Origin of the sequence: uncultured Intestinimonas sp., assembly GCF_944387725.1 — a bacterium.
Taxonomy (GTDB): domain Bacteria; phylum Bacillota; class Clostridia; order Oscillospirales; family Oscillospiraceae; genus Intestinimonas.
Map to the genome: position 1 here is coordinate 24,367 of NZ_CALXGA010000003.1, position 12,249 is coordinate 36,615.

Below are 12,249 nucleotides of genomic sequence, written 5' to 3' on the forward strand. Positions count from 1 at the left end.
GGTTTTCGTGTGCGTATCAATGACAACTTTTTGAAGCTGCCGGGCAGCTACCTCTTTGCGGAGATTGACCGCCGGGTGGCGGCCTACAGCCAGGAGCACCCGGAGCGGGAACTCATCCGCCTGGGCATCGGGGATGTGACCCTGCCCCTGGTCCCTGCGGTTACCCAAGCCATGCACCAGGCGGTGGACGAGATGGGGAAGAAGGAGACCTTCCAGGGCTATCCGCCCTATCGGGGCTATGATTTCCTGCTCCAGGCCATTCTGGAGCACGACTACCGGACCCGGGGTGTGGAGCTCTCCCCGGAGGAAATTTTTGTCTCCGACGGGGCCAAGAGCGATTGCAGCGGCATCGGGGACATCCTGGGCGCCGACAACCTGGTGGCAGTGTGCGACCCGGTCTACCCTGTCTACGTGGATTCCAACGCCATCGCTGGCCGCCTGGGAAGCTGCGACAAGCAGACGGAGCGCTGGGAGCGGCTGGTCTATATGCCCTGTACGGCGGAGAACGGCTTTGCGCCCTCCATTCCAGAGCGTAAAGTGGATATGGTTTACCTCTGCTTCCCCAACAACCCCACCGGCACAGCGGCCACCCGGCGGCAGCTCCAGGACTGGGTGGACTATGCCAACGCCAACGACAGTCTCATTCTCTTCGACAGCGCCTATGAGGCATTCATCACCGAGGCGGACATCCCCCACTCCATCTTCGAGATTCCGGGGGCCAAGACCTGCGCCATCGAGTTCCGCTCCTTCTCCAAGACCGCCGGCTTCACCGGCACCCGCTGCGCCTACACCGTCATCCCCAAGGAGCTCCGGCGGGAGGGGATCTCCCTCAACGAGCTGTGGTACCGGCGGCAGTCCACCAAATTTAACGGCGTATCCTACATTGTCCAGCGGGGGGCGGAGGCCACCTACAGCCAGGAGGGCCGCCGGCAGATAATGGAGCACATCGCCTATTACCTGGGGAATGCCAGGACCATCCGGGAGGGCCTGACCGCCGCCGGGCTCACCGTCTACGGCGGGGTCAACGCCCCCTACGTCTGGGTGCGGACCCCGGAGGGGACCGGCTCCTGGGGCTTCTTCGACCGGCTGCTCCGGCAGGCCAATGTGGTCACCACCCCCGGCGCCGGCTTTGGCCCCAGCGGGGAGGGCTACATCCGGCTCACCGGCTTCGGCGGGGCGGAGGCCACCCGGCAGGCGGTGGAGCGGGTGCGGAGCATCCTGTAAAACGGCCGGACGGCGCCGGCGGTGCGCGCCGCTTTTTCTTCAATCAACCCGGAAAGGGGTCATGCAAATGGAAAAGAGCAGAATGGAGGGCTATCCCCAGCGGGGGCTCTACCACCCGTCCTTTGAGCACGACGCCTGCGGCATTGGCGCCGTGGTGGACATCAAGGGGCGCAAGAGCCACCAGACCGTGGACGACGCCCTGAAAATCGTGGAGAAGCTGGAGCACCGGGCCGGCAAGGACGCCGAGGGCGAAACCGGCGACGGCGTGGGCATCCTGCTCCAGATCTCCCACAAATTCTTTCAAAAGGCGGTCAAGGAGTGCGGCTTTACCGTCGGGGAAGAGCGGGACTACGGCGTGGGTATGTTCTTCTTCCCCCAGGACGTGCTCAAGCGCAACCAGGCCCGGAAGATGTTCGAGATCATCGTGGAGAAGGAGGGCATGGAGTTTTTGGGCTGGCGGACGGTGCCGGTGGACCCGGACATCCTGGGGGCCAAGGCCCTGGCCAAAATGCCCTGCATCCAGCAGGCCTTTGTGAAGCGCCCGGAGGGGGTGGCCCGGGGCCTGGACTTCGACCGGAAGCTCTATGTGGCCCGGCGGGTCTTTGAGCAGTCGGCGGACACCACCTATGTCTGCTCCCTGTCCAGCCGTACCATCGTCTACAAGGGCATGTTCCTGGTGGGCCAGCTCCGGCGGTTCTACCGGGACCTCCAGGACCGGGACTACCAGTCGGCCATCGCCATTGTCCACTCCCGGTTCTCCACCAATACCAACCCCTCCTGGGAGCGGGCCCACCCCAACCGCCTGCTGGCCCACAACGGGGAGATCAACACCATCCGGGGCAACGCCGACCGGATGCTGGCCCGGGAGGAGACCATGTCCGCCCCGGGCCTGGACGCCGAGCTGGACAAGGTCTACCCGGTGATCAACGGGGAGGGCTCCGACTCGGCCATGCTGGACAACACCCTGGAGTTTTTGATGATGTCCGGCATGGAGCTGCCCCTGGCGGTGATGATTACCATTCCCGAGCCCTGGCAGGGGGACAAGGCCCTCTCCCGGGCCCGGCACGACCTCTACCAGTACTACGCCATCCTCATGGAGCCCTGGGACGGCCCGGCCTCTATCCTCTTCTCGGACGGCGACGTGGTGGGGGCGGTGCTGGACCGCAACGGCCTGCGCCCCTCCCGGTACTATGTGACGTCGGACGGCCGCCTCATCCTCTCCTCTGAGGTAGGGGTGCTGGACATCCCGCCGGAGCAGGTGGTGGAGAAGTCCCGGCTCCAGCCCGGCCGGATGCTGCTGGTGGACACCCGCCAGGGCCGGGTCATCGGGGACAGCGAGCTCAAGGGTGCCTACGCCGCCCGGCAGCCCTACGGCGAGTGGCTGGACCGGAACCTGGTCAACCTCTCCGGTCTGCCCATTCCCAACCACCGGGTGGAGACCCGGAGCCGGGAGGAGCTGGCCCGGCTGCAAAAGGCATTCGGCTACACCTACGAGGACGTCCGCAGCACCATCCTCCCCATGGCTCGCACTGGGGCGGAGCCCACCGCCGCCATGGGCATCGACATCCCCCTGGCGGTGCTGGACGACCAGGGACAACCCCTCTTCAACTACTTCAAGCAGCTCTTCGCTCAGGTTACCAACCCGCCCATAGACGCCATCCGGGAGGAGGTAGTCACCGACACCACCGTCTATCTCGGAGACGACGGCAACCTCCTGGAGGAGAAGGCGGAGAACTGCCGGGTCCTCCAGGTCCACAACCCCATCCTCACCTCCACGGATCTGATGAAGATCCGCCACATGAAGAAGCCGGGCTTCCACGTGGAGACGGTATCCATTCTCTATTATAAAAACACCCCCCTGGACCGTGCCCTGGAGCGGCTCTTTGTGGCGGTGGACCGGGCCTACCGCAACGGGGCCAACGTGGTCATCCTCTCCGACCGGGGGGTGGATGAAAACCATGTGGCTATCCCATCCCTGCTGGCGGTCTCCGCCATCGAGCACTACCTGGTCCGCACCAAAAAGCGCACGGCGGTTTCCATCGTCCTGGAGTCGGCTGAGCCCCGGGACGTCCACCACTTCGCCACCCTCCTGGGCTACGGCGCCCGGGCCATCAACCCCTACCTGGCCCAGGAGACCATCGTTTCCCTCATCGAGGACGGCCAGCTGGACAAGGACTTCCACGCCGCCGTGGACGACTATAACGCCGCCATTCTCCACGGCATTGTGAAGATCGCCTCCAAAATGGGCATCTCTACCCTCCAGTCCTACCAGTCCGCCCAGATTTTTGAGGCGGTGGGCATCTCCAAAGAGGTCATTGACAAGTATTTCACCAACACGGTCTCCCGGGTGGGGGGCATCGGCCTCAGGGAGATCGGGGATCTGGTAGACCGCAACCACACCCGGGCCTTCGATCCTCTGGGCCTGGGGGTCAGCCTGGAGCTGGACTCCCTGGGGGCCCACAAGGCCCGGGCCGGCCGGGAGGACCACCTCTACAATCCCCAGACCATCCACCTGCTCCAGGAGTCCACCCGCCGGGGGGATTACGGCCTTTTCCAGCAGTATACCGCCCTGGTGGATGACGAGACGCGGCCCCACACCCTCCGGGGCCTGCTGGAGATGAAGTACGCCGACACCCCCATCCCCTTGGAGGAGGTGGAGCCGGTGGAGTCCATCGTCAAGCGCTTCAAGACCGGGGCCATGAGCTACGGCTCCATCTCCCAGGAGGCTCACGAGTGCATGGCCCAGGCCATGAACCTGCTGGGGGGCAAGTCCAACTCCGGCGAGGGGGGGGAGCGGCCTGAGCGCCTGGGCACCGACAAGAACTCGGCCATCAAACAGGTGGCCTCCGGCCGCTTCGGGGTCACCAGCGAGTACCTGGTCTCGGCCCAGGAGCTCCAGATCAAGCTGGCTCAGGGGGCCAAGCCCGGGGAGGGCGGCCATCTGCCGGGCAAGAAGGTCTACCCCTGGATCGCCAAGTGCCGCCACTCCACCCCCGGCGTCTCCCTCATTTCTCCGCCGCCCCACCACGACATCTACTCCATTGAGGACCTGGCCCAGCTCATCTATGACCTGAAAAACGCCAACCGCCAGGCCCGTATCTCGGTGAAGCTGGTCAGCGAGGCGGGGGTGGGCACCATCGCCGCCGGCGTGGCCAAGGCCGGGGCCCAGGTGGTGCTGATCTCCGGCCACGACGGCGGAACCGGCGCCGCCCCCCGGACCTCCATCCACAACGCCGGCCTGCCCTGGGAGCTGGGGCTGGCCGAGACCCACCAGACCCTGCTCTCCAACGGCCTGCGCTCCCGGGTGGTGGTGGAGACCGATGGTAAGCTCATGTCCGGCCGGGACGTGGCCATCGCCTGTATGCTGGGGGCCGAGGAGTTTGGCTTTGCCACCGCCCCCCTGGTGACCATGGGCTGCGTCATGATGCGGGTGTGCAACCTGGACACCTGCCCCGTGGGAGTGGCCACCCAGAACCCCGAGCTGCGCCGGCGCTTCCAGGGCAAGCCGGAGTATGTGGTGAACTTCATGCGCTTCATCGCCCAGGAGCTCCGGGAGCACATGGCCCGTCTGGGAGTCCGCAGCATCGACGAGCTGGTGGGCCGCACCGACCTGCTGGGGGTCCGGGAGCATCCCACCGGCGGCTACGCCGGGACCCTGGACCTCTCCGCCCTGCTGGAGAACCCCTGGCTGAGCACCGGGGCCAAGCAGCACTATGACCCCGCCGACATCTACGACTTCAAGCTGGAGGAGACTGTAGACCTGAAGGTCCTGGAGCGCAAGCTCTCCAAGGCCCTGGAGAAGGGGGAGAAGGCCAGCGTCTCCCTGGACGTCTCCTCCACCGACCGGACCCTGGGGACCATCCTGGGCTCCGACATCACCCGGCTCCACGGCGGAGACCTCCCCGACGACACCCTGACGGTAAAGTGCACCGGCGGCGGGGGACAGTCCTTCGGGGCCTTCCTGCCCAAGGGCCTGACCCTGGAGCTGGAGGGGGACTCCAACGACTACTTCGGCAAGGGGCTCTCCGGGGGCAGGCTCATCGTCTATCCCCCCAAGGGGAGCACCTTCCCGGCGGACAAGAACATCATCATCGGCAATGTGGCCCTCTACGGGGCCACCTCCGGCCGGGCCTTCGTCTGCGGCGTGGCCGGGGAGCGCTTCTGTGTACGGAACTCCGGCGCGGTGGCGGTGGCCGAGGGCGTGGGGGACCACGGCTGTGAGTATATGACCGGCGGCCGGGTGGTCATCCTGGGCCCCACCGGGAAGAATTTCGCCGCCGGCATGTCCGGCGGGGTGGCCTACGTCCTGGACGAGGGCCAGGACCTCTACCTGCGCCTAAACAAAGCGCTGGTCTCCCTGGACCCGGTAACAGAGCGCCAGGATGCTCAGGAGCTGGAGGCCATGATCCGGGAGCATGTGGCCGCCACCGGCTCGGCCAAGGGGGCGGCCATCCTGGAGGACTTTGACCGCTATCTGCCCCTCTTCAAGAAAATCCTGCCGCTGGACTTTGACCGGATGCTCCGCACCATCGCCCAGCTGGAGGGCCGGGGCATGGAGCGGGAGCAGGCCGAGGTGGAGGCATTCTATCTCAACACCAGAGGAGGGGAGCAGTAATGGGAAAGCCCACCGGATTTTTGGAATACCAGCGCCAGGGGAACCCCTCCCAGGGGCCCCGGGAGCGCATCCAGCACTTTGACGAGTTCCACCCCAGGCTGGGCCGGGAGGAGCGCCGCCGCCAGGGCGCCCGGTGCATGGAGTGCGGCGTGCCCTTCTGCCAGTCCGGGGCGGTGCTCAATGGCATGGTCTCCGGCTGTCCCCTCCACAACCTGATCCCGGAGTGGAACGATCTCATTTACACCGGCAGCTTCGCCCAGGCCCTCCAGCGGCTGCTGAAGACCAACAGCTTCCCGGAGTTCACCGGCCGGGTGTGTCCCGCTCTGTGCGAGGCCGCCTGTACCTGCGGCCTCCACGGGGACCCGGTAACCATCAAGGAAAACGAGCTGGGCATCATCGAGGACGCCTGGGAAAAGGGGCTGCTCCAGCCCCATCCCCCGGAGGTCCGCACCGGGAAGCGGGTGGCGGTGGTGGGCTCCGGCCCCTCCGGCCTGGCCTGTGCCGCCCAGCTCAACAGCCGGGGCCACAGCGTCACCGTCTTCGAGCGGGCCGACCGGCCCGGCGGCCTGCTGATGTACGGCATCCCCAATATGAAGCTGGAGAAGTCCATCGTCCAGCGTCGGACGGAACTTATGGCCGCCGAGGGGGTGGCATTCCGTCTGGGGGTGGACGTGGGCCGGGACCTCTCCGCCAAGGAGCTGCTGGAGGGCTATGACGCCGTGGTCCTCTGCTGCGGGGCGGCCCAGCCCCGGGATTTGTCCGTCCCCGGCAGAGATGGCAAGGATATCTACTTTGCAGTGGATTTCCTCAGGGCCACCACCAAGAGCCTTTTGGACTCCGGCCTGAAGGACGGCCAATATGTCTCGGCCAAGGGGAAGCATGTGGTCATCGTGGGAGGCGGCGACACCGGCAACGACTGTGTGGGCACCGCCATCCGCCACGGCTGCAAGAGCGTGGTGCAGCTGGAGATGATGCCCAAGGCCCCGGACGGCCGGGGGGAGAACAACCCCTGGCCCGAGTGGCCCAGGGTCTGTAAGACCGACTACGGCCAAGAGGAGGCCATCGCCGTCTTCGGCCAGGACCCCCGCCTCTATCAGACCACGGTGACCGAGGTCCTCCGAAACGAGGCCGGGGACCTGACCGGGGTGAAGACTGTGAAGCTGGACGTCAATTTGAAGCCGGTGGAGGGCACTGAGGAGGTGCTCCCCTGTGAGCTTCTGCTCATCGCCGCGGGCTTCCTGGGGCCCCAGGAGTACGTCCCCGCCGCCTTTGGGGTGGAGCGCACCCCCCGGACCTGTGTTCAGACCCAGCCGGGGTGGTACGCCTCCAGCGTACCCAAGGTTTTTACCGCCGGCGATATGCACCGGGGCCAGTCCCTGGTGGTGTGGGCCATCCAGGAGGGCCGGGCCGCCGCCCGGGAAGTAGACGAGTTCCTCATGGGCTACACCAATCTGGAGTAGCAAAACTGATGCAGGCCGGACCGCCCAGGCGGTCCGGCCTGCATCAGTTTTTAGAACGGGGCAAAACGTCCGGAGACACACCGGGAGAGCGCATGAAGGGGGAAAGGCTGCCAAGCATGGTCTGCGACCACGGGAGAAGCCCGGATGGGGCAAATGTTTACAATTTATAGTTGCCTTCTTGGCCAAAGTGCCTTATGATGATACATGGTGATTTTTGTGAGGAAAGTATTGCGGGTCCTGGGGCGGCTCCTGCTGCTGGCCCTGGTCCTGGCCTTCCTGGCGGCGGCCCTGTTCTACTTTCTGCGCTGGCAGGGGTATTTCCTCCTGCCCCAGGAGGCCGCCCCCCGGCAGTGGGAGGTCTTCGGGGTGGACGTGTCGGTCTACCAGGGGGAGGTGGACTGGCCCGCCCTGGCCGCCCAGGGGGTGGACTTCGCCTTTATCAAGGCCACGGAGGGCAGCTCACTTCAGGATGTCCGCTTTGCCGCAAACTGGGCCGACGCCCAGGCAGCGGGGGTCCGGGTGGGGGCCTACCACTTTTTCAGCTACGACAGTCCCGGGGAGACTCAGGCCGACAACTTCATCGACATGGTGCCGGTGACGCCCGGCGCCCTGCCTCCAGTGGTGGATATTGAGTTTTATGGGGACAACCTGGAAAACCCGCCGGATCAGGCGCATGTCCACAGCATTCTGGCCCCCCTCCTGGCCCGGCTGGAGGAGCACTACGGGGTGAAGCCAATCCTCTATGTGACCTACCGCTCCTACGACCTCTATCTCCGGGAGGGCTATGAAGACCATCCCCTCTGGGTCTCCAGCCCCATGGTGGCCCCCTTTGGAAAGGACTGGTCCTTCTGGCAGTATTCCCACAGCGCCGAGCTGGAGGGCTACTTCGGCGACGAGCGGCACATTGACCTCAACGTCTTTCGGGGGAGCGAGGAGGAGTTCCGGCGCTTCGGTCTGGCGTAGGGTCTTTTTTCCGTGCCGGTCTTCTAATCTCCCGACTTTTCTGCTATAATGAAGGTTGATACAGCGGCGCCGCCCGGCGGTGGGACTTCCACCGTCGGGTCCGGCGTGACTATGATGTCTTTTGGAGGCACACTATGGACCGATACGCGACCCTGTTCCGGGACCTGACCCGGACCTGCCCGTCCATGGAGGTACGGGTGGACGAACCCATGAGCCGGCACACAACCTTCCGCATCGGTGGACCCGTCCGGGTCATGGCCCTGCCCAGAACCGAAGAGGAGGCGGTCAAGGCGGTACAGGTGGCCCTGCGCCATGAGGTGCAGCCCTTTTACCTGGGCAACGGCAGCAATCTGCTGGTCTCCGACCGGGGGTACGAGGGCTTTATTCTCAAGCTGGTGGACGGTCTGGGGACCCTGGAGGTCCACGGGACCACCCTCACCGCCGGCAGCGGGGTGCTCCTCTCCCGGCTGTCCAGCTTTGCCATGGACAAGGGCCTCGCCGGCCTGGAGTTTGCCCACGGTATTCCCGGCTCGGTGGGGGGCGCGGTGACCATGAACGCCGGGGCCTACGACAGCGACATGAGCGCCCTGGTCCGGGAGGTGCGCTGTCTGACGGCGGAGGGGGAGACGCAGGTACTTCCGTCCCAGGCGCTGGACTTTTCCTACCGCCACAGCGCTTTCGCCGGCGGCGGGCGGCTGATTTTAGGGGCCACCCTGGAGCTCCGCCCCGGAAATGAGGGGGACATCCGGGCCCTGATGGATGACCTGGGCAGCCGCCGCCGGCATAAGCAGCCCCTGGATCTCCCCAGCGCGGGCAGCATTTTCAAGCGGCCCAAGGGCTATTACGCCGCCGCCCTCATTGACGAGTGCGGGCTGAAGGGGACCACCGTGGGCGGGGCCCAGGTCTCCAAAAAACACGCGGGCTTCATCGTCAACATGGACAAAGCCACCTGCGCCGACGTGCTCCAGCTGGCCGAATTGGTCCGGGAGACCGTCCTCCGGGAGACCGGCGTGGCGATGGAGCTGGAGGTCCGTACCCTGGGCCCCGTCTGAAGTCGGTCTGCGGCCCCGGCCACCGGGCGGGGAGAGACACCGAGGTGAGCAGCATGAAATTTATTCTGATCTCCGGCCTGTCCGGGGCGGGAAAGAGCAAAACGGCCTCCTTCCTGGAGGACATGGGCTACTATGTGGTGGACAACATGCCCGCGGCCCTGATCCCCAAATTTGCCGAGCTGTGCATGGCGGGCCAGGGGCGCTATGACCGGGTGGCGCTGGTCACCGACATCCGGGGCGGCCAGACCTTCGACGGCCTCTTCGCCTCCCTGGACCAGCTCCACGAGATGGGGTGCGATTACCAGATTCTTTTTGTGGAGGCCAGCCTGGAGACCATCATCATGCGGTATAAGGAGACCCGCCGGTCCCACCCCCTGGCCAAGGCGGGGCGGTCCCTGGCCGAGGCGGTGCAGCTGGAGCGCTCCGCCCTGGAGCCGGTGCGCCAGCGGGCGGAGTACATCGTGGACACCACGGCCCTGTCCACCGCCAAGCTCCGGGGGGAGATGCTCCGCCTCTTTGGGGAGGGGGAGCACGCCCCGGATATGAGCGTATCGGTGATCTCCTTCGGCTTCAAGTACGGCATCCCCCTGGAGGCCGACCTGGTCTTTGACGTGCGGTGCCTGCCCAACCCCTACTATATTGCCGAGCTCCGGCACCAGACCGGCCTGGACGCCGGGGTGCGGGACTTTGTCTTCGGTTACCAGCAGACCAGGGACCTGATGCGGCATCTGGAGAGCCTGCTGGGCTTCCTCCTGCCCCTCTATGTGGAGGAGGGCAAGACGGCTCTGGTCATCGCCGTAGGCTGTACCGGCGGTCACCACCGCTCTGTGGCCATTACCCGGGCCCTGGCGGACTTTGTCCGGCAGAAGGGCTACAGCGCCTCGGAGAACCACCGGGACATGACGAGGGATGGATGATGGCACAACCATATAGCCGCACAGACCCGCGCTGGGAGCACGGCCCCCGGATTGCCGCCATTGGCGGCGGCACGGGGCTTTCCACCATGCTCCGGGGGCTCAAGGAGTATACCCGCAACCTCACCGCCATTGTCACTGTGGCCGACGACGGCGGCGGCTCCGGGATGCTCCGGCAGGACCTGGGAATGCCTCCGCCGGGGGACATCCGGAACTGCATGGAGGCCCTGGCCAACGTGGAGCCGGTCATGGCCCAGCTGCTGACCTACCGATTTCCCGGCGGGTCCGGGAGCCTCACCGGGCAGTCCTTCGGCAACCTGCTTCTGGCCGCCCTCAACGGCATCTCCAGATCTTTTGACCAGGCGGTGACCCGGATGAGCCAGGTTCTGGCCATCACCGGCCGGGTCCTGCCGGTGACCAATGAGAACGTCCAGATGGAGGCCACCTTTGAAAACGGCGCCAGCGTGGTGGGGGAGTCCAAGATCTGCGCCTTCAAAAAGGCTCAGGACTGCCGCATCACCCAGGTGCGCCTGCTGCCGGAGCGGCCCCCGGCCCTCCCGGAGACCCTCCGGGCCATCCGGGAGGCCGACCTGATCCTCCTGGGACCGGGGAGCCTCTACACCAGCGTCATCCCCAATCTGCTGGTGGATGGGGTGGGGGAGGCCATCCGGACCTCCGACGCCCTGAAAATCTATGTCTGCAACATCATGACCCAGGACGGGGAGACCGAGGGCTACACCGCCGCCGACCATGTGGCGGCCCTGCTCTCCCACGGAGGCGGGCCGGGGCTGGTGGACCTGTGCCTGGCCAACTCTGCCCCAGTGCGCCCCGGACTGGTGGAGCGCTACAGGGAGGAGGGCGCCGCCCCCATTCTGGTGGACCGGGCCCGGGTTGAGGCCCTGGGGGTGGAGCTGGCGGAGCGCCCTCTGGCCTCGGAGACCTCCGACCTGGCCCGTCACTCCACCGAGCGCCTGGCCGCCGCCGTCATGGACCTCCTGTCGGAGCGCTCCATCCGCGTTGCCCACGAGCTGGGGGCGGAGGAGACCGCCTTCCTGCTGGAGGAGTAGCGCATCCCTGTCAGAGACAGTAGAGGAGGGGCCCCATGTCCTTTTCCAACGAGGTAAAGACCGAGCTGTGCCGCTGGGCGCTCTCCCCCAAGTCCTGCGCCCGGGCGGAGGCCTACGGAGTGCTCCTGTTCTGCCACTCCTTCACTGACAATGAGGTCAAGATCGTCACCGGCTGTCCGGCCTTTGCCCAACGGCTGCCGGAGCTCTTCAAGCGGGCCTTTCGGGTGACCTTTGACCGAAAGCCGGAGGGGGCCGCCCAGGGGAAGGAGACCTTCCTCATCACCGAGGAGGGCAAGCGCGCCGCCATCGGGGAGACCCTGGGCTACGATCCGGGGGCCACCCTGGCCCACCACATCAACCTGGCCCTGCTGGAGGAGGACGCCTGCCGGACCGCCTTCCTCCGGGGGGCCTTTCTGGCCGGCGGATCGGTGAGCGACCCGGCCAAGAGCTATCATCTGGAGCTGTGCACCTCCCACTACAGCGTCAGCCGGGAGCTCCCCGCCCTGCTGCGGGAGGTGGGCTTTGAGCCCAAGCAGACCACCCGGAAATCTAACTATGTGACCTATATGAAGTCCAGCGAGACCATCGCCGACTTTCTCACCGCCCTTGGCGCCCCTCTGGCCTCCATGGAGCTGATGAACGCCAAGCTGGAAAAGCACCTGCGGGGGAGCGTCAACCGCCGGGTGAACTGCGACTCGGCCAACCTGGACAAGGCGGTAGACGCCGCCCTGGAGCAGGTGGAGGCCATTCAGCGGTATGCCCGGACCCGGGGGCTGGACTCCCTGCCGGACAAGCTCCGGGAGACGGCGGAGCTCCGGCTGGCCCATCCCGAGCTCACTCTGTCCCAGCTCTCCGTCCTCTTCCAGCCTCCCATCACCAAGTCGGCCCTGAACCACCGGCTGAGAAAGCTCCTGGATCTGGCGGGGGAGGGCTGACGCCGCAAAGCGCCCGGCA

8 protein-coding genes are annotated in these 12,249 nt (G+C 66.1%); all 8 read left to right on the forward strand.

The features are described from left to right. Positions 1-9 precede the first annotated feature (9 nt). The 8 genes from Q0K09_RS00900 (at position 10) to whiA (ending at position 12,230) form a co-directional block, all read left to right on the forward strand. Positions 10-1,224, forward strand: coding sequence for an LL-diaminopimelate aminotransferase (locus tag Q0K09_RS00900; protein ID WP_294471718.1), 1,215 nt, complete (start codon positions 10-12; stop codon positions 1,222-1,224). Positions 1,225-1,291: 67 nt separating this feature from the next. Next, a complete protein-coding gene (gene gltB / locus Q0K09_RS00905; RefSeq protein ID WP_294471720.1) occupies positions 1,292-5,839 on the forward strand; it encodes a glutamate synthase large subunit in 4,548 nt (1,515 codons plus the stop codon). Further along, a complete protein-coding gene (locus Q0K09_RS00910) occupies positions 5,839-7,299 on the forward strand; it encodes a glutamate synthase subunit beta (RefSeq protein WP_294471722.1) in 1,461 nt (486 codons plus the stop codon). The genes gltB and Q0K09_RS00910 overlap by 1 nt, the downstream gene beginning before the upstream one ends. Before the next feature lie 216 nt (positions 7,300-7,515). Beyond that, complete coding sequence (locus Q0K09_RS00915; protein WP_294471725.1) at positions 7,516-8,262, forward strand: GH25 family lysozyme; 747 nt, start codon at positions 7,516-7,518, stop codon at positions 8,260-8,262. Between the two features lie 134 nt (positions 8,263-8,396). Next, positions 8,397-9,314, forward strand: coding sequence for a UDP-N-acetylmuramate dehydrogenase (gene murB, locus Q0K09_RS00920; RefSeq protein WP_294471727.1), 918 nt, complete (start codon positions 8,397-8,399; stop codon positions 9,312-9,314). A 53-nt stretch (positions 9,315-9,367) separates the two neighbouring features. Continuing rightward, complete coding sequence (gene rapZ, locus Q0K09_RS00925; RefSeq protein WP_294471729.1) at positions 9,368-10,231, forward strand: RNase adapter RapZ; 864 nt, start codon at positions 9,368-9,370, stop codon at positions 10,229-10,231. Next, entirely contained in the window at positions 10,231-11,295 is a 1,065-nt protein-coding gene (locus Q0K09_RS00930) for a gluconeogenesis factor YvcK family protein (protein ID WP_294471731.1), read from the forward strand. The genes rapZ and Q0K09_RS00930 overlap by 1 nt, the downstream gene beginning before the upstream one ends. 35 nt (positions 11,296-11,330) lie before the next feature. After that, positions 11,331-12,230 carry a DNA-binding protein WhiA gene (gene whiA, locus Q0K09_RS00935; RefSeq protein WP_294471732.1) on the forward strand — a complete coding sequence of 300 codons (900 nt, stop codon included), beginning with the start codon at positions 11,331-11,333 and terminating at the stop codon, positions 12,228-12,230. Positions 12,231-12,249: the final 19 nt, after the last annotated feature.